General features: G+C 62.9%; 19 protein-coding genes. 6 read left to right on the forward strand and 13 right to left on the reverse strand.

The features are described from left to right. Positions 1–116 precede the first annotated feature (116 nt). Positions 117–1,448, reverse strand: a complete 1,332-nt coding sequence (locus tag OIN59_RS13625; protein ID WP_274111126.1) for an ABC transporter substrate-binding protein — start codon at positions 1,446–1,448, stop codon at positions 117–119. Between the two features lie 450 nt (positions 1,449–1,898). Here OIN59_RS13625 and OIN59_RS13630 point away from each other — a divergent pair, with 450 nt between their 5' ends. Continuing rightward, positions 1,899–2,192 (forward strand): DUF4148 domain-containing protein, encoded by a 294-nt coding sequence (locus tag OIN59_RS13630; protein WP_274111128.1) that lies wholly within the window; start codon positions 1,899–1,901, stop codon positions 2,190–2,192. Between the two features lie 53 nt (positions 2,193–2,245). Continuing rightward, on the forward strand, positions 2,246–2,539 hold the full coding sequence (locus OIN59_RS13635; RefSeq protein ID WP_274111130.1) for a DUF4148 domain-containing protein: 294 nt from the start codon (positions 2,246–2,248) through the stop codon (positions 2,537–2,539). Positions 2,540–2,664: 125 nt separating this feature from the next. On the opposite strand, the gene OIN59_RS13640 is transcribed toward OIN59_RS13635, so the two are convergent. Continuing rightward, positions 2,665–3,177, reverse strand: a complete 513-nt coding sequence (locus OIN59_RS13640; RefSeq protein ID WP_274111132.1) for a GNAT family N-acetyltransferase — start codon at positions 3,175–3,177, stop codon at positions 2,665–2,667. Positions 3,178–3,289: 112 nt separating this feature from the next. Between OIN59_RS13640 and OIN59_RS13645 the strand changes: the two genes are divergently transcribed. The 4 genes from OIN59_RS13645 (at position 3,290) to xth (ending at position 6,222) form a co-directional block, all read left to right on the forward strand. Then, complete coding sequence (locus OIN59_RS13645) at positions 3,290–4,159, forward strand: thymidylate synthase (protein WP_274111134.1); 870 nt, start codon at positions 3,290–3,292, stop codon at positions 4,157–4,159. A 75-nt stretch (positions 4,160–4,234) separates the two neighbouring features. After that, positions 4,235–4,843, forward strand: a complete 609-nt coding sequence (locus tag OIN59_RS13650; protein WP_274111136.1) for a DUF4337 domain-containing protein — start codon at positions 4,235–4,237, stop codon at positions 4,841–4,843. Positions 4,844–4,875: 32 nt separating this feature from the next. Continuing rightward, positions 4,876–5,364, forward strand: a complete 489-nt coding sequence (locus tag OIN59_RS13655) for a dihydrofolate reductase (protein ID WP_274111138.1) — start codon at positions 4,876–4,878, stop codon at positions 5,362–5,364. 78 nt (positions 5,365–5,442) lie between these two features. Then, complete coding sequence (xth, locus tag OIN59_RS13660; RefSeq protein WP_274111140.1) at positions 5,443–6,222, forward strand: exodeoxyribonuclease III; 780 nt, start codon at positions 5,443–5,445, stop codon at positions 6,220–6,222. Between the two features lie 169 nt (positions 6,223–6,391). On the opposite strand, the gene OIN59_RS13665 is transcribed toward xth, so the two are convergent. The 11 genes from OIN59_RS13665 to OIN59_RS13715 form a co-directional block, all read right to left on the reverse strand. Continuing rightward, positions 6,392–7,339 carry a ferritin-like domain-containing protein gene (locus OIN59_RS13665; RefSeq protein ID WP_274111142.1) on the reverse strand — a complete coding sequence of 316 codons (948 nt, stop codon included), beginning with the start codon at positions 7,337–7,339 and terminating at the stop codon, positions 6,392–6,394. Positions 7,340–7,567: 228 nt separating this feature from the next. Further along, entirely contained in the window at positions 7,568–9,205 is a 1,638-nt protein-coding gene (gene ntrC, locus OIN59_RS13670) for a nitrogen regulation protein NR(I) (protein WP_121943289.1), read from the reverse strand. Between the two features lie 50 nt (positions 9,206–9,255). Further along, positions 9,256–10,281: a nitrogen regulation protein NR(II) gene (glnL, locus tag OIN59_RS13675; protein WP_274111196.1), complete on the reverse strand. Its 1,026-nt coding sequence runs from the start codon at positions 10,279–10,281 to the stop codon at positions 9,256–9,258. 81 nt (positions 10,282–10,362) lie between these two features. Beyond that, the gene (locus OIN59_RS13680) at positions 10,363–10,890 is read right to left on the reverse strand and encodes a hypothetical protein (protein WP_274111145.1); all 528 of its coding nucleotides are present in this window, start codon (positions 10,888–10,890) and stop codon (positions 10,363–10,365) included. 225 nt (positions 10,891–11,115) lie between these two features. Continuing rightward, on the reverse strand, positions 11,116–12,531 hold the full coding sequence (glnA, locus tag OIN59_RS13685) for a type I glutamate--ammonia ligase (RefSeq protein WP_274111147.1): 1,416 nt from the start codon (positions 12,529–12,531) through the stop codon (positions 11,116–11,118). A 172-nt stretch (positions 12,532–12,703) separates the two neighbouring features. After that, entirely contained in the window at positions 12,704–13,525 is an 822-nt protein-coding gene (locus OIN59_RS13690; RefSeq protein WP_274111149.1) for a competence/damage-inducible protein A, read from the reverse strand. After that, positions 13,522–14,475, reverse strand: a complete 954-nt coding sequence (locus OIN59_RS13695) for an EI24 domain-containing protein (protein WP_407655100.1) — start codon at positions 14,473–14,475, stop codon at positions 13,522–13,524. Before OIN59_RS13695 ends, OIN59_RS13690 begins: the two co-directional genes overlap by 4 nt. A gap of 23 nt (positions 14,476–14,498) precedes the next feature. Continuing rightward, positions 14,499–15,512 carry a sterol desaturase family protein gene (locus OIN59_RS13700; RefSeq protein ID WP_274111153.1) on the reverse strand — a complete coding sequence of 338 codons (1,014 nt, stop codon included), beginning with the start codon at positions 15,510–15,512 and terminating at the stop codon, positions 14,499–14,501. A 99-nt stretch (positions 15,513–15,611) separates the two neighbouring features. Further along, the gene (locus OIN59_RS13705) at positions 15,612–16,433 is read right to left on the reverse strand and encodes a polysaccharide deacetylase family protein (protein ID WP_274111155.1); all 822 of its coding nucleotides are present in this window, start codon (positions 16,431–16,433) and stop codon (positions 15,612–15,614) included. Positions 16,434–16,461: 28 nt separating this feature from the next. Continuing rightward, on the reverse strand, positions 16,462–17,415 hold the full coding sequence (locus OIN59_RS13710) for a YncE family protein (protein WP_456057491.1): 954 nt from the start codon (positions 17,413–17,415) through the stop codon (positions 16,462–16,464). A 210-nt stretch (positions 17,416–17,625) separates the two neighbouring features. Continuing rightward, positions 17,626–18,378 (reverse strand): 16S rRNA pseudouridine(516) synthase, encoded by a 753-nt coding sequence (locus tag OIN59_RS13715; RefSeq protein ID WP_274111159.1) that lies wholly within the window; start codon positions 18,376–18,378, stop codon positions 17,626–17,628. Between the last annotated feature and the right edge of the window lie 174 nt (positions 18,379–18,552).

Below are 18,552 nucleotides of genomic sequence, written 5' to 3' on the forward strand. Positions count from 1 at the left end.
AGGCGTGCAGTCGGCGTCGCGAGCGGGCCGAGCCGGGGGCGCTGTACCGCAGCCGTACTCCCGTACGGCGAGGAACACCGGCCCCGGATCGGCCAGCGCAGTAGCCGAATGAATGCCTATTTGTAGTAGCCGGCCTTTTTCATTTCGCGGTCTGCCGACACCTGGCTGGCCTTGAGCGCGGCGTCCACCGTCGTCTTGCCCGCCAGTGCTGCGCTCATCTGCTGACCCACCGCGATGCCGATGGCCTGGAACTCCGGAATGGCCGCGAACTGCACACCCACGTATGGGCTCTTGGGCAGGGTCGAATCCGTCGGGTTGGCCGAGTCGATGGAGACCTTCTCGGCAGCGGCAAAGCGGGCCGCCTTCTGGAACTCCGGCGCCGCATACGTGCTCTTGCGCGTGCCGGTGGGCACATTGGCCCAGCCGTTCGTCTTGGCCACCAGCTGGATGTAGTCCTTGCTGGTGGACCAGGTGATGAACTTCTGCGCAGCGTCCACCTTCTTCGAACCGGCGGGGATGGCCAGATTCCACGACCACAGCCAGTTGGCGCCCTTGGGCGTGTTCATGGTGGGCGCCTGGGCAAAGGCCATCTGGTCGGCCACCTTGGACTGCTTGGGGTCGGCCACGAACGATGCCGCAATTGTCGCGTCCACCCACATGCCGCACTTGCCGGAGTTGGTCAGCGCCAGGATCTCGTTGAAGCTGTTGGCTGACGAGCCGGGCGGGCCATAGTTCTTGAGCAGGTCCACATAGAAGTTGATCGCGTCCTTCCAGGGCTTGGACTCGAGCTGCGGCTTCCACTGCATGTCGAACCACTGGCCGCCGAAGGTGTTGACCAGCGTGGTCAAGAACGCCATGTTGTCGCCCCAGCCCGGCTTGCCGCGCAGGCAGATGCCATACACGCCGTTCTTGGGGTCGTGCATCTTGGCGGCCAGATCCTTGATCTGCGGCCAGGTGGGACGCTCGGGCACCTGCACGCCCGCCTTGTCGGCCAGGTCCTTGCGGTACATGAGCATCGAGCTTTCGCCGTAGAACGGGGCGGCGAACAGCTTGCCATCGATCGACAGGCCGTTGCGCACGGCGGGCAGCAGGTCGTCCACGTCGTACGCGGCGTCGGTTTTCAACTCCTGCAGCCAGCCCTTCTTGCCCCAGATAGGCGCCTCGTACATGCCGATGGTCATCACGTCGAACTGGCCGCCCTTGGTGGCGATGTCGGTGGTCACGCGCTGGCGTAGCACGCCTTCTTCGAGCGTCACCCACTTGAGCTTGATGTCGGGGTGGGCCTGCTCGAAGTTCTTGCTGAGCTTTTGCATCTCGATCATGTGGCCGTTGTTCACGGTAGCAATCACGAGTTCGGTCTGTGCATGCGCAGCGGCACCGCACAGCGATGCCGCCAGGGCAACAACGGCCAGGGCCAGGCGGGTGTGTGGACGGGTGGAACGGGGCATCGGAACGTCTCCTGCGTAGTTGGTATGGATCTGCCACTCAACGCCAGTCGGATCGCGGCATTGATGGGCTGAACGATACCGATGCTCTGATGCTCAGTTGATACTTTGAAAAGCACCACACATACTAAATTTCGCCAGAATCTCAGGATTTATACCTAGATCCTTCAATTGGGTATGTGCATAGTGAGCCTGGGGGCCTGCCCTGGTGCTGCAGGGCGCTGCAGGGCACTGCGCAAATTTGACCTAAGGACTCGTCCTGAATGCGCCTACTGTTTCCAAAACTGGAACAGTCAGTTTGCGACTCAGTGGTTTTTCTCTAAACACCATCGGCGTACAGTTCAACCCATCGATGAGCCGAACCCGCAAGGCGACTCACCGAACCCGGTTCAGGATTGGTTTTTTGACCCGGCTTTTTTGAGACGCTTTTTTAACTTCAAGGACTTATCAATCATGAACAACACCGCACGTTTCCTCTCCATCGCCGCTGTCGCTGCTTTCGCCTCTTTTGGAGCCCAGGCTGATGAAGCCGACGCTTCGCAGTTCGCTACCAAGTTCGAAACCAACCGCACCCGTGCTGAAGTGCAAGCCGAAGCCGCTACCGTGGCCCAGACCCGCTCCATCGAACCCGCTGGTTCGCGTGTGGTGACCTACAAGTCCACGGCGGACCGCGCTGCCGTGCGTGCCCAGGCTGCTGAAGCTGTGCGCACTGGCCAGATCCCTTCCGGCGAAATCGGCGCTCTGTAAGCCGTCCCAGAATCAACGAACCTGCCCCCACCCCATCAAGAATCGAGATCACCATGAACAAGACCACACGTTTCCTGTCCATCGCTGCCGTGGCTGCTTTCTCCGCTTTCGGCGCCCAAGCTGACGAAGCCGACAGCTCGCAATTCGCCCTGAAGTTCGACACCAACCGCACCCGCGCCGAAGTGGCTGCTGAAGCCTCTACCGTGGCCCAAACGCGTAGCATCGAACCCGCTGGTTCGCGTGTCGTGACCTACAAGTCGACTGCCGACCGCGCTGCAGTGCGCGCCGCAGCGGCCGAAGCGGTACGCACCGGCAAGATCCCTTCGGGCGAAATCAGCGCGATGTAAGAATGCGGGCCTTCCCATGGTGGTGGCATCTCACGGTTGTGGGTGCTGCCACCATGTGGAAGTGTTTCCCCCTGACTCCCTGAGAGGGCTCCTGCATGGGAGCCCTTTTTGCATGGGCAAAAAGCTCAGGCCACCAGCGTCTTGAACATCACGTGGGCATCGACATAGCCCAGCGTGCGGTGCCTGAAAGCCCCGGGCAGCGTGCCCACGATCGCAAAGCCCAGGTGCTGCCACAGCCGCACGGCGCGCACATTGCTTGCAACCACCAGGTTGAACTGCATGGCCCGAAAGCCCATGGCCACGGCCTGCTGCTGGGAGTGCTCGCACATCAACGAGGCCACGCCTTGCCCTTGCGCGGCCGGCGCCACCACATAACCACAGTTGCACACATGGGCGCCCAGCCCGGCTTGGTTGGGTTTGATGAAGTACGTGCCCAGAATCTCCCCGCCCGCGCCCAGGGCGACAAAGGTCGCGGCAGGCAGCTCTACCCAGGCTTTGTGGATCTCGGCCTCGGTGCTGTCGGGGGCAAACGCATACGTGTCTCCCGCCTGGAAGGTGGTGCGCAGGATAGGCCACACGGCGGGCCAGTCGGCAGCCTGGAGGGGGCGGATGGTGACGGGGGTATCGGAAGTCGTCATGGGAAGTGCAGTGGATGGATGGCGAGTCTGGCATTCTCCCGCTCCGCATAAAATCCGCCGTCGGCAACGGCCACCCCTTGATGGCGGCGCCCCACTCTGAGTGATCGATCCCATGACCCAGCCTTCTGCTGCCCCGGCAGCTCCTGCCTTGCCCGCCCGCCCCGTGCGCTCTCAGTACGAAGATTTCATGCGCCATGTGTTCACCCACGGCGTGGACAAGTCGGACCGCACCGGCACGGGCACCAAGAGCGTGTTCGGCCACCAGATGCGGTTTGACCTGAAGGAGGGTTTTCCGCTGGTCACGACCAAGAAGGTGCACCTCAGGTCCATCATCCAGGAGCTGCTGTGGTTCCTGACCGGCTCCAGCAACAACAACTGGCTGAAAGAGCGCGGCGTGACCATCTGGGATGAATGGGCGCGCGAGGACGGCGACCTGGGTCCGGTGTACGGCGTGCAGTGGCGCAGCTGGCCCACGCCGGACGGCGGGCACATCGACCAGATCAGCGACGTCATCCAAACGCTCAAGACCAACCCCGACTCGCGCCGCATCATCGTCAGCGCCTGGAACGTGGCCGAGCTGCACAAGATGGCGCTGATGCCCTGCCACGCTTTCTTTCAGTTTTACGTAGCCCCGGCGCAAGAACCCGGCGGGCGCGGCACGCTGAGCTGCCAGCTGTACCAGCGCAGCGCCGACATCTTTCTGGGCGTGCCCTTCAACATCGCCAGCTACGCGCTGCTGACCCACATGGTGGCGCAGCAGTGCGACCTGGACGTGGGCGACTTCATATGGACGGGCGGCGACTGCCATATCTACAGCAACCACCACGAACAGGTGCAGACGCAACTCGCGCGCACGCCCTATCCCTACCCGGTGCTGAACATCAAGCGCAAGCCAGACAGCATCTTCGACTACGAGTACGAAGACTTTGAGGTGCTGGACTACCAGTGCCACCCTGCCATCAAGGCGCCCGTGGCAGTCTGACCTGACCACTGCACCAGGCCAGCGTGCGGCACAGGCCCCGCTTTCACCCATAACCAATACAACGAGCTTCTATCTATGTCTTCCGGCGGATTCCACGTACACGGCCCCCACGACCACGCGGTCGAACACGCCACCCACGGCCACGACGCTGCGCACCACGGCGCGGAACATGGCGGCGGCTCGTCCACCAACAAGATCGCCATGTTCACGGCCATCGTGGCCACGGTGGGCGCCATCTTTGCCTACATGGGCGGCGCCACGCAGGCCAATGCAGGCCTGATGAAAAACGATGCGGCCATCAAGAAGACCGAGGCCTCCAACCAGTGGAATTACTTCCAGTCCAAAAGCACCAAACAAAGCCTGGCCGAGCTGGCGCGTGACCTGACCCCGGCAGAGACCGAAAAGGCCAAGTACCAAGGCAAGATTGACCGCTACGAAAAAGAAAAGAACGAGATCAAGACCGCAGCCGAAAAGCTGGAGGCCGATGCCCACGCCTTCGATCAGCAAAGCGAAGCCCAGATGCACCAGCACCACCGCTGGGCCCAGGCCACCACCGCGCTGCAGGTAGCGATTGCCCTGGCCGCGATTGCGCTGCTGACCAAAAAGAAGTGGCTGGAATACGGCATGTACGGCGTAGCCGCCGTGGGCCTGGGTGTGGGCGCGCTGGCGTTCCTGCACATCTGATCCCCTCCCCACTCACGCACCGAGCGAGCCCCATGCCCCTGCACCTCATCTACGCCCGCGCGGCCAACGGCGTCATCGGCAAGGACAACCGCCTGCCCTGGCACATCCCCGAGGACATGGCGCACTTCAAGCAGCTCACCCAGGGCTGCCCGGTGATCATGGGCCGCAAGACCTGGGACTCGCTGCCCGCACGCTTTCGCCCCCTGCCCGGCCGCACCAACATCGTGGTGACGCGGCAGGCCGACTGGCAGGCCGACGGTGCCCACCGCGCAGGCAGTCTGGCCGAAGCCCTGGCGCTGTGCGACGCGGGCAAAACCGTGTGGATCATTGGCGGCGCGCAGATCTATGCCGAATCCTTGCCCCTGGCGGACTGCGTAGAGGTGACGGAGATCGCCCAGGACTTTGACGGCGATGCCTATGCCCCCGTGCTGGGCGCAGAATGGGTAGAAACCGCCCGCGAGCACCACGTGAGCACCAACGGGCTCCCGTTCAGCTTTGTGACCCGTGTGCGCCGCGCCTGACGCTTCTGCCCTTCCCTCATTTACTCACATTTTGATAGCTGCCCGCGCATGATCCACTAGCGCTACCGGCCAAAAACCATGCAAATTGCTACTTGGAACGTGAACTCCCTGTCGGTGCGCCTGCCCCAGGTGCTGGCCTGGCTGGCCGCCAACCCGGTCGATGCCCTGTGCCTGCAGGAGCTCAAGCTCACCGACGACAAGTTTCCCCACGACGCGCTGAAAGAGGCCGGCTACGAAGCCGTGGCCTTCGGCCAAAAGACCTACAACGGCGTGGCCATCCTGAGCCGCCACCCGATGCGCGATGTGGTGCGCAACATCCCGGCTTTTGGCGACGAGCAGGCCCGCGTCATCGCTGCCACGCTGGACACGCCTGCAGGCCCGCTGCGCCTGCTCAACGGCTACTTCGTCAACGGCCAGGAGCCGGGCTCGGAAAAGTTCGCCTACAAGATGCGCTGGCTGCAGGCGCTGCAGGACATGGTGCGCGCCGAGATGGCCGCCCACCCCCGCCTGGTGCTGGTGGGCGACTTCAACGTGGCGCCCGAAGACCGCGACTCGTACGACCCCGAGGGCCTGCGCGAGACCATCCACCACACCACCGAAGAGCGCAACCACTTCCAGGCGCTGCTGGCGCTGGGGCTGACCGATGCGTTCCGCATGTTCGAGCAGCCCGAAAAAAGCTACTCGTGGTGGGACTACCGCATGCTGGGCTTCCAGAAAAACCGGGGCCTGCGCATCGACCACATCCTGGTGAGCGAGGTGCTCAAGCCCACGGTGACGGCTTGCGTGGTGGACCGCGCCCCGCGCAAGAACCCACAGCCCAGCGACCATGCGCCGGTAGTGGTCACGATGGGGGCCTGATACACCATTGAGCCGCTGGGCTGCAGCTAACAGACTGGCCCGCACGCGACGCAAAAATAGGCTGCCAGAGGAATGCTCTGGCAGCCTTTTTCTTTGGGTCAACCCTCAGGCTCAGTACCAGCGCCGGGTCAGGCGCGGTTTACCCAAGGGCCGCCCTTGGCACTTGGGGTTAGGGCCGTGGCGAGAACCCATCGCGCAGCGCACGCACTTCGTCGTGGTTGCGCTGGGCACCTTGCGCCTGGCGCTCCACCAAAGCACGCACGTCCGCAGGCAGCGCAGCCTTCAGCGCCTTGCGGTAGCGGGCCACCGCAGCGTCCTCACCACGCTCACACTCTTCCAGCACGGCTTTATCGTCCTGGGTGGACAAAGCCGTCTTCACCGACACCCAGCCCCTGTGCAGCGCGCCAGCCACGGTGCCGCCCAGCGCGGGGGCGCCATTGAGGCGGCGGATCTCGTGTTCCAGCTCCACGGCAGCAGCCGCACACTCGCGCGAGTGGCGCTGAAAGATGCCCTTGAGCTGGCCCGACTCTGCGTGCTCGGCACAGGCATGGAAGCCATATTCACCGTCACGTGCAGACTCCAGCAGGTCATTGAGCACATCGACCACATCCTCGGTGTCGATCACGTCCAGCGGGCGGGCCCTTGCCTGCGCGCGGCGGCTGGCGGCACGCTCCCACGCGGCGCGGGTGGCGGGGCGCACATCGGTCCAGGCCAGGCCATCACTGCCGTGGCGTGCACGCCAGTCGTCGGCCAAGCGCGGCTCGATGGCGTCAAAGTCGCCCTCGTAGCGGTCTACCGACGACCAGCCCAGTTCGTAGGCCGGACGGTATTGATCGTAGGTGCGGCCGCCCACGTAGTAGGGCTCGCGGTGGTAGGTCTCGCGCCAGTAGGCGTCTTCTTCGGTGGGGTTGACGGCCTCGGCAGCAGCCTTGCCAGCCAGGCCGCCCGCCACAGCACCCGCTACGCCACCAATGGCAGCGCCGACCGGGCCGCCAAAAGCACCTGCAGCAGCCCCGGCAGCGGCGCCCCCGAGGGCGGCGCCCACGCCCGTTCCGACGGGGTGAGCACCTGGCTCATTGGTCAAGGGGTCACGGTTGGCATCGTTGAAATCCGACATAGGAACATCTCCGGTTGGTTGACAGTGACTTCATTGTTGAAGCCACCTCCGGAGTGCCGGGTCGGCCCAGGGAGGGCCTGCATGTAGGACATGACCCGCCATGCGTCGATGGGATGACCACGCATGGCGGCGATGTTTCAGGCCACAACCTGCAGCGCAGGTGCGACCCTTTTTTTCTACAAATTCAATAGCTGAAAACGCATAATCAACATGCGCCTGCAACCATTTTCATGCTTCATCCGGCGCATCCAGGCCTAGCTCCTGGATCTTGCGGGTGATGGTGTTGCGCCCAATGCCCAGGCGCTGCGCTGCCTCCATGCGGCGGCCATGGGTGGCAACCAGCGCGGTGCGGATCAGGCGCGACTCAAAGCGCCGCGTGAGCGCGTCCCACACCTCGGGCTGGCCCCCAGCGAGCAGTTTTTGCGCTTCGGTTTCCAGTGCCTGCTCCCAGCTGTGGGCTGCAGCCACGGGGGCCGCTGCGGCGTCGGCCGACCAGGACGCAACGGCCGCAGGTGCAGACGCCGACACTGGAGCGGACACCTGCGCTGCGGGGTGCAGCCCCCCCACCAATTCGGGTGCAGGCTGCGCCACTGGCGCAACAGGCGCCAGCGGGGCCACCGGCATCGATGTCACCGTGGCCGCCGCAGGCTCGGCGCCCGCCGTGGCGCGCACTGGCGGCTGGTACACCGGGGCTTCCAGCACCTCGGGCGGCAGGTCCTGCAGCGAGATCACCTGGGCAGGCGCCATCACCGTGAGCCAGTGGCAGATGTTCTCCAGCTGGCGCACGTTGCCCGGGAAAGCAAACTGCTCCAGCCGCGCCAGTGCCGAATCGGCAATGCGCTTGGGCTCCACGCCCAGCTGCCGCGCGCTTTGCTGCAGAAAATGGCGCGTGAGCATGGGCACGTCCTCATGCCGCTCGCGCAGCGCGGGCAGGCGCAGGCGGATCACGTTGAGGCGGTGGAACAAGTCCTCGCGGAAGCCGCCTTCCTTGACGCGCTGCTCCAGGTTCTGGTGGGTGGCGGCAATCACACGCACATGGGCCTTGACGGCCGCATGGCCGCCCACGCGGTAGAACTGGCCGTCCGACAACACGCGCAGCAGGCGCGTCTGCAAATCAAACGGCATGTCGCCGATTTCGTCGAGGAAGAGCGTGCCGCCCTCGGCCTGCTCGAAGCGGCCGCGCCGCTGCGTCTGGGCGCCGGTGAAGGCGCCGCGCTCATGGCCGAAGAGTTCGCTCTCCAGCAGGTCCTTGGGGATGGCAGCGGTGTTGATGGCCACAAAGGGGCCGTCTGCCACGGGCGAATGCTTGTGCAGCGCACGGGCCACCAGCTCCTTGCCCGAGCCCGATTCGCCGGTGATGAGCACCGTGACCTGGCTTTGCGACAGCCGCCCGATGGCGCGGAACACATCCTGCATGGCGGGCGCCTGGCCCAGCATTTCGGGGGTCGCGGTCTGGCGCTCTTCGGTGACTTCTTCGCGCTGGCTTTCTTCCACCGCTCGGCGGATCAGCTCCACCGCCTTGGGCAGGTCAAACGGCTTGGGCAGGTATTCGAACGCTCCACGCTGAAAGGCCGACACGGCGCTGTCGAGGTCGGAGTACGCCGTCATGATGATGACGGGCAGGCCGGGCTGCAATTCGCGCACCTTCTCCAGCAGTTGTAGGCCCGAACCTCCGGGCATGCGGATGTCGCTCACCAGAACCTGGGGGCCCTGGCGCGCGGGGTCGCCTGCGGTGACATCGGCCAGTGCGTCCAGCACTTCGCGCGGATGCGTGAAGCTGCGGGTGGGCAGGTTCTCGCGGGCCAGCGCCTTTTCCAGGACGAAGCGGATCGAGGGGTCGTCATCTACTATCCAGATCGGCTTCATATGTTTTTCTTACCTTCCCTGTGGTTGCGTGTCAGGGACCGTCGTGCGCTTCAGGGCAGCGGGATCAGGATGCGGAAGTCGGTGCGACCCGGTACGCTGTCGCATTCGATCAACCCATGGTGGCGCTGCACGAAGGTTTGCGCCAACGTCAGCCCCAGCCCTGATCCGCCGTCCCGACCCGACACCAGTGGATAAAAAATCCGCTCCTTGATGGCATCGGGTACGCCCGGTCCGTTGTCGATGACATGCAATTCCAGTGCCAGCCGGTAGCGTTGTCGGCCGAACGTGACCTGGCGGGCCACACGCGTGCGCAGCGTGATCACGGCATCCCCCTTGGCGACGCGCTCTGACAGCGCCTGGGCCGCGTTCTGCACGATGTTCAGCACCGCCTGAATGAGCTGCGCGCGGTCCCCGCGGAACTCGGGGATGGAAGTGTCGTAGTCGCGCTGAACCTTGAGGCCCTGCGGGTATTCAACCAGCACCAGCGAGCGCACGCGCTCACACACCTCGTGAATGTTCACGTCGCCCACCAGGTGCGGGTGGCGGTGGGGTGCGAGCAGCCGGTCCACCAGGCTTTGCAGGCGGTCGGCCTCGTGGATGATGACCTGGGTGTATTCGGTCAGCTCCCGGTTGTCGAGCTCCATCTCCAGCAGTTGCGCGGCACCACGGATGCCGCCCAGCGGGTTCTTGATCTCGTGGGCCAGGTTACGGATCAGCTCCTTGTTGGCCTGTGCCTGGTCGCGCAAGCGCTCTTCGCGGTCTTGGCGGGCATGCTGCTCCAGCGGCCACAGCTCCACCAATATTTCGCCCACCTGTTCGGCATCGGCCACATTGACATGCACGGGGACTGGGTCCTGGTGCAGGCGCTTCAGGCTAGCCTCGTAGCGCAGCGCGGCAAAGTCCTTGCCACGCGCGCCAGCCAGGGCTGTCTGCAGTAGTGCGGGGTCGGTGAAGAAGGCGGAGAAGTCCGCCCCCTCCAGGGTGCGGCGCGATAGGCCCAGGGTGTTCTCCAGCGCGGCATTGGCAAACTGCACTGCGCCATCGTCAGCGCGCAGCACCGCCACCAGGGTGGACATCAGGTCCAGGGAGTGGAAACGCCCGGTGTCAGTGCCGGGAAGATCGGGAGAGGAAGGTGCACTCACACGCAATCGCCGTTGTCAGTTGGCGGGGGCCGCAGGAGCCGGCAGACGGGCGATTTCGCGCTTGATACCGGCAATGTCACTCTCGCTGCGGGCCACACTGGCCTTGAGCTCGGCCGTGCGCTCGGTGTAGCGCTGCGGGTTGCGCAGGTCCAGAGCGTTGCGCTCGGGGGCGCCGTTGTTGTATTCCTTGAGCAGTTCGGCATGGCGTGCCTCGGCCTTGCGCAGCTCAGACTCCAGGATCGCGCGTGCGTCCGAGTCGCGGGACTTTTGCTCGTTGTTGCTCACGCGGGGGGCCATAGCGGGCGAGGTAGCGGAAGATGTGGCAGCAGCGCCACCACCGCCGGTGGCAGGCGCTGCGGCAGACGCCGGGCGGGTGCCCTGCACCACCGTGACATTGCCCCCCTCCACCAGCTTGCAGCCGCGCTCCTTGGCTTGCTGAGCGTTGTTGGTGTATTCGTTGCCGCAGCGATAGATGCGGTCTTGCGCCTGGACTGCGGGGACGACGGCGGCGATGAGAAGCAGGGTGATGAGCGTTTTATTCATTCGGTTTCCTCGCACTGACATGCAGGGGACAGGGGAGTATCCCCCAATCACCCCACATCTCCAATCCAACAAGGGCAGACCCTTGGAGGGCTATATATACGGATGCAACACCTGGCGCCTTGGTTCCGCCGCACGCGTTCGGCGCCCGTGGCACCTTCCATCGCCCGCCCATAAAAAAAGGCGGCTTGCGCCGCCTTTTTTGAGCAATGGTCTGCAGGCAGACGATTACAGCGAGTAGTACATGTCGTACTCGACAGGGTGCACGGCCATGCGGAAGCGAGTCACTTCGTTCATCTTCAGATCGATGTAGGCGTCGATCATGCTGTCGGTGAACACGCCACCCTTGGTCAGGAACGCACGGTCCTTGTCCAGGTGTTCCAGGGCTTGGTCCAGGCTGTGGCACACGGTGGGCACCAGCTTGTCTTCTTCTGGAGGCAGGTGGTACAGGTCCTTCGTAGCGGCTTCGCCAGGATGGATCTTGTTTTCCACGCCGTCCAGACCGGCCATCAGCAGGGCTGCGAAGCCCAGGTAGGGGTTCATCAGTGGATCGGGGAAGCGGGCTTCCACGCGACGGCCCTTGGGGTTGGCCACGTAAGGGATACGGATCGAAGCGGAACGGTTCTTGGCCGAGTAGGCCAGCTTCACCGGGGCTTCAAAGTGAGGCACCAGGCGCTTGTAGCTGTTGGTACCGGGGTTGGTGATGGCGTTCAGGGCACGTGCGTGCTTGATGATGCCGCCGATGTAGTACAGCGCGAAGTCCGACAGACCGGCATAGCCGTCGCCAGCGAACAGGTTCTTGCCATCCTTCCAGACGGACTGGTGCACGTGCATGCCGGAGCCGTTGTCGCCGTGGTAAGGCTTGGGCATGAACGTGGCGGTCTTGCCGTAGGCGTTGGCCACGTTGTGGATCACGTACTTTTGCAGGATGGTCCAGTCGGCGCGCTCAACCAGCGTGCTGAAACGGGTACCGATTTCGTTCTGGCCAGCACCCGCCACTTCGTGGTGGAACACTTCGACCGGAATGCCCAGGGATTCAAGGATCAGGGACATCTCGGCGCGCATGTCTTGCGTGCTGTCAACGGGAGGCACTGGGAAGTAACCACCCTTGACGGTAGGACGGTGGCCACGGTTGCCACCTTCGAGCTTGGCGCCGGTGTTCCAGGGGGCTTCGTACTCTTCGATTTCGTAGAAGGTGTTGTTGGGCTCAGTGCTCCAGCGCACGCCGTCGAAGATGAAGAATTCTGGCTCGGGACCGAAGTAGGCCGTGTCGCCCAGGCCGGAGGCCTTCAGGTAGGCTTCAGCGCGCTTGGCGATGGAGCGGGGATCGCGGTCGTAGGCCTTGCCGTCGGTGGGCTCAATCACGTCGCAGGTCAGGATCAGCGTCGTTTCTTCAAAGAAGGGGTCGATGTTGGCCGTGCTCGGGTCGGGGATCAGTTGCATGTCGGAGGCTTCAATGCCCTTCCAACCGGCAATCGACGAACCATCAAAGGCATGGCCCGAAGTGAACTTGTCTTCGTCGAAGTGAGAGACGGGCACCGTGGTGTGCTGTTGTTTGCCACGGGTATCGGTGAAACGGAAGTCAATGAACTTGACTTCGTTCTCCTTCACCATCTTCATCACGTCTGCAACGGTCTTGGCCATCAGGTTCTCCTGGATAAAGCGCTTGTTGAAAAAAGAGTTTGCCGAAATAAAAGCAGTTTGCGTGCCAGCCGAGTGCAGCGCCGCACTATGAAGGAGCGCTACCCGCGACAGGCCGGCATGGCATGTGCCAAAAAGCACCAATTCGGTGCAGTCCATCTACCAAATCTGAGTCTCACAGGTTGCGCACCAATTCAGGGCCGCAATTTGCACCAAATTCGTGCAAACCTGTTTTCAATGCCTGCCATGCAGCAGGCACCGAGGACGCGGGCCCTTTGACACCCAGTTCGATATGCCGCCCGTATTGTGGATGATCTACGCTGGGCAAACTGAACACCCGCACATCCGGGTGCGATTTTTCAATCTGCTCCATGAGGGGCGTCAACGCGGCCTCCATCGCGCCATAAACCACCACTGACTGCTCAGTCTGCGGTGCGCGGTTGAAATGGGCCGCGTAGTGCTGCTCCAGCACCCACTCGATCATGGGCCAGGCCATGACAGGAAAGCCCGGGACGAAGTGCACTGCGCCGCCCCCTGCTCCATCGCAACTGAAGCCAGGAATCTTGTTGTAGGGGTTGGGAATGATGCGCGCGCCCACTGGAAACATGCCCATGTTGAGGCGGTGTACGTTGTCGGACCGGTCAGGCTCATAGGGCACGCCCTGCTCCCGCGCCACATCCTGCATGCGCTCGCGGATCAGGGTCTCGGCCTCTGGGTGCAGGGCCAGATCGCGCCCCAAAGCGCGTGCAGCGCATTGCCGAGTGTGGTCGTCAGGCGTCGCGCCGATGCCACCGCAGGAAAACACCACATCGGCCGATGCAAATGCGCGCTGCAACGTGGCGGTGATGCGGTCCGGACTGTCGCCCACATAGTCGGCGTAGGCCAGCGACAGGCCGCGCGCCGACAGAAGCTCGATCGCCTTGGGCATGTGCTTGTCGGCCCGTTTGCCTGACAGAATCTCGTCGCCCACGATGATGAGGCCAAAGGTGGGGGTCATGGTGCATTGTCTCCTGGGTTCGGATTTGCAGGGGGCGGCAGCGCGGCCGCAACCGGGGTCGCCGTGCCCAGCGCCGGGGCGTCCGTAGAGCGCGGGGTCAATTCGGGCGAAGGGGCGGACTGGGCCATGGGCATAGTCATGGCCCGCTCGGCCCGCAAGCGTTGCAAGGCGGCCAGGCCATAGTGCGTGAACCACAGCGAGGAAAACGCGAACACCAGGGTGTAGATCCAGATCGCCAGTGGCACCAGCACAAAAAATGCGGCGGCAAACACCACGCCCGATGCCCACACAATGCTGGGCGCTGCCCCGAGGTAACCAGTGACGATGCCAATGCCCAGCAGGCTGCTGCGGTGGCGGCGGAATATCTCCAGGCGCTCCTCCTTACTGGCGTGGTCCGCCAGGGCGTCGAACACCATCACCCGGTAGGTCAGCCAACCCCAGATCAGCGGCGGCAGGATGAGCACCAGCGGCGGCACCAGCCACAGCGGAACGGACACCACCAGCGCCACCAGCGCCAACACCGTGGACCCTACCGACCAGGCCACACTCGCAATGAAGGACCCGCCCTTCTTGCGCTCCATATCCGGAAAACGCCGTGCAGCCACCAATGCCACCAGAGCGGGGGTCATGAGCACCGCTACGGCCAGCAGCGACACCACCACCAGCACGGGCGCCACGGCCAGCACCACCATCAGCGGTGCCATAACAGCAGTCACATCCCCCAGGCCCCAGCCCTGAAGCCAACCCCAGACGCTGGCCAGCAACGCGGACGCATCCAGCAACGCGCGCATCCCCTGCACCGCAGCGTCCCAGTAAAAGTAACCCAGGCCCAGCGCCAAAGCAGCCATCAAGAACAGGGGCAGGAGCGACAGCGCAATCACACGCGGTCGCAGGCAGTAGGCGGCGGCACGCCAGAAAGAATCGAGCAGTAGTCCCATGGCGGCAAGCATACAGGCAGCGCCTGCCAGGCTGCTCAGGCCTTGCCTAGCAACCGCAGCACGCCCCGCCATTGCTGGGACCAGAATCCAGCGCCGTAGTCACGCAGGCGGCCATCGGGGCCCGGCTCGACCTGATCACGCACGCCAGTGGGGTCAAAACGCTTTTCGAAATTGGCCGTGCCCATCAACATGTCCCACCAAGGCAAAAGCACTCCAAAGTTGTGGCCACCGAGCACCACGCGCGGCTGCGCGGCTGGCAAGCCTGCTGCAGCGTCGGTCGATGGTTTGACCGTCTCGTGGCCGATGCCGATGCTGTGGTGCAGACGGTGAAACCGGGGGCTGATCCAGAGCCGCTCGCCCACCTGACCAAACCACAGCCGCACATTGGCGTGCTGAAAGCTCTCGCTGAGCTGGGTGATGGCCACGATGGCAATGAACTGCCCAGGTGCAACACCAATCAGCTGCGCCACCGTCACCAGAATCACATCACGCAGCAGGTCGTCGAGCAGGTGGTTGCGGTTGTCGCTCCACATCGTCATCTGCCGCTGCGCATGGTGCAGCGAGTGCAGGCGCCACCACCACTCGAAGTGGTGCTGCCCCCGGTGGATCCAGTAGTCCACAAAATCGAACACCACCAGATACAGCAACAAACTGACCCAGGAGAGGTCTGTCACCCCCGGCCAGATGCCGTCGAGCTGAAACGTGCTGACACCCGCCACACGCAGTGCTCCGAACAGTGAATCCGCCAGTGGATCCACCGTGAAAAACAGCGCCAGCCGGAACAGTCCCAGCCGGTGAATCAGGGTGTAGAGGATGTCGGTGCGGATGGTGGCGCGGTCATTGATCTGCTCCACCGGCCACCAGCGCTGCATGGGGCCAATCACAGCCACGATGACCACCAGCTGCAGCAATCCCACCAGCAGCCAGCCCGAGGCCTCATAGCCGTTTTCCAGCAGGCTGGCCAGCCCTGTGGTGAACATCAGCGGCTGCAGCACGCTCTCAAAAAACCACTGCTGCACACTGTCAAATACGCTGCCTAACCATCCCATCGTGTCGCGCTCCCTCGCACCCGGTTATTCATGCAAACAAAAGGCGTGTATGCCGCTCGACCACTGCGCGCACCGCAGAAACCGCTCTGGCTACCCACACTAACGAACGTGGGCCACGGCGGCCGCATAGTCAGGGTGATCCCGCAAGGTGCGAAAGCAAAACCCCCGCTGCTTGAGGCCCTCAATCAAAGGCTCCAGCACAGCGGGCGCCCAGGCGTCCTTGCGCGACCAGATCCCCAGATGCGCCAGCAGGATGTCGCCACTGCGCACATCGCGCAGCGCCTTGTTCAGCAGCATGGTGTTGCTGGCCGTTTCACTGGGCAGCTCATCCCCCAAAAACCCCGCAGGTGACCAGCCCACATGCGCGTAGCCGCAAGCGCGCGCGCTGGCAATCAGTTGCGCAGAGGTCTTGCCGCCCGGCGCGCGGAACAGGGGTAAAGGCGCCTTGCCAGTGATGGCCTTCAAGCGGTCAGAGGCACGGGTGATTTCTTCGCAGTATTCGGCCGCCGACATCACAAAGCTCTGCCCCTCACGCGCTCCGGCTGAGGGCCGGACCCGAAACGCCGGATGCTGTGCGCTGCCTGCGTCGGCACGCCAGTAGGTGTGGCTCCAGGTGTGGGAGGCAAACTCGTGGCCCTCCGCCGCGCGTGCACGCCACCACGGAGCCCAGTGGTCTCCCAGGCTTCCGTCCCCTTCCTTCGTACGCTCATTCGCGGCAAAAAAGGTGACCAGCACCTGCTGGCGCTTGAGCACCTGAGCCACCAAAGGCGCTACCTCCATGTGGCCAGTGTCAAATGTCAGGTACAGAGGTTTTTTGCAATCATTTTCCGCGCTAGCGCCCGTGGAATATGCGCAAAAAGCTATTAATACGATAGCAATTCGGCGCCTGCCGCTTGCTGTACGAAAAACGCTGAGCGACATACATCTCACCCGGCTGGCTATACAACGTTCAACGCGGCGCGTGCTGCAAGGTCCATACGCCGTGGGGCGATTTACCCACATTGACCTGGCGCACCACCTTCTTCGCCTGGGTGTCCACCACAGACAGCTTACGTGCCCAGCGCGAACTGACGTAGATATAGCGACCATCGGCCGAGACATCCATGCAATCGGGCCCGCCTGGCACGGGGTAAGACTCGACGACCTGCTGGGTATTCATGTCGATCTTGCTGATGGAGTTGGCCACACGGTTGCTCACGTATAGATGGCGTCCATCGCCTGCGGCGCGAAAGGCGTGCGCACCATTGCCTGTCTTGATCCGCTTGACGCTGATCGCTTCACGCCCGGAGATATCGAACACCTCCACGCTGTCCCCACCCGTAAGCCCCACAAACAGGTGCTTGCCATCGGGGCTGCCATACACATCGGCAGGCATAGGCCCCGTTTTGACGCGCCATTTGATAGTCTGGGTGGCGATCTCAATAGCCACCAGCTCATCACTGTCCTGCATGGTCGAATAGACGTTGATGCTGCGGCTGTCGATCCACAAATGGCTGGGCGTACGCGAAGTGGCCACGCGCTGTGCCAGAGTCAGGTCCTTGCCATCCCAACGGTAAAAATCCACATGGTTCAGGCGGTTGGCAGCCGTGATGAGCCACTTCATGTCGGGGCTGAATCGCAGGTGGTAGGGGTCCACAATGCCACGCACCGTGCGTTGCACCTCAGCGGTACGAGGGTCGACAAAAGTCAGCGTATCACCGAGCGCGTTGGCCACGATGATCGACTTTTCGTCAGGCGTCAGATACAGGTGGTGCGGCTCTTTGCCCGTGGGAATTCGGGTCGTCTCGGTCCAGGTCACCGGGTCGATGACGCTGACGTTGGCCTCCAACGAATTGAGCACAAAAAGAGGCGGGGCACCCGCCGCCACACTGACCACGGAATACCACAACCCACCGAGGGTCACAACGCAGGAGCGTGCTATCGAGAGAATCTTCACAAAACCACTTTCAACACAGCCTTGCAGTGTAGCGCCGCGCCTGCCACGGTCCTGAGCGACAACACGTAACATCAAGGTGATCGCGCACTCTTTGATCAAAGTCATCAACGATATGAGGCACATTGCCTCGGCCGTGCGCTTCACGCCAGCCGACGAGAATCACCCCTGACGACATGCTCAAGCGTTGCTATTCAACAGGACCAAATCAGAGGCATCTAGCCATCGCCATTGTCCAGGTGCCAGATCTTCAGGTAGCGCCATGCACCCAATGCGAGAACGGTGCAGCCCCTCCACCCTATTGCCAACCGCTGCAATCATCCGCTTGACCTGGTGGTACTTGCCTTCGGTCAGCGTCATATCCAAGCGATGGGAATCAACGATGACACAGTTTGCAGCACGCACCGGCTTAGGATCATCATCCAACACAACTCCCGCCAATAATTTCGATACCTGTGCCTCGTCCACGGGATGTTTGGTCGTTACTTGATAGACCTTCGGCACATGCTTCTTGGGCGAACTCAAGCGATGAATGAACTGCCCGTCGTCGCTCAGTAGCAACATACCCGTTGTGTCCTGATCAAGACGTCCCACCGCCTGCACTCCTTGTACCGCACTCTTTGTGGGCCGCTGACGCAAGGGCAGAGGCAGGAGTGTGTAAATGCTGGGGTAAGTAGACGGCTTCTGAGAGCATTCCGTGCCTGCGGGCTTGTGAAGCAGCACGTAGGCCTTGGAGTGGAACGGCCAGTCCACACCCTGCACGCGCAGAAGGAGCCCTTCAGGCTCAAAGTCAGCGGTCGCCTCCGTGCAGAGCACGTACTCGGCATCGGGAGACGAGGCATCACGCACAAATACCCACCCCTGCTGAATCAGCCCCGCGCAAACACGACGCGTACCAAAGCCTTGGGAATACAGAATGTCTTGTAGTTGCATGGTCAATACTGCCGGAAGAATGCTAAGGGCAGTGATTTATTGTCACCCCAAAGCAAAAAACCCCAGTCATATCTGACTGGGGTTTTCTGGGCTGTAAGAGCCTGACGATGACCTACTTTCACACGGGAACCCGCACTATCATCGGCGCAAAGTCGTTTCACTGTCCTGTTCGGG

Source organism: Acidovorax benzenivorans (genome assembly GCF_028680575.1).
GTDB lineage: Bacteria > Pseudomonadota > Gammaproteobacteria > Burkholderiales > Burkholderiaceae_C > Acidovorax > Acidovorax benzenivorans.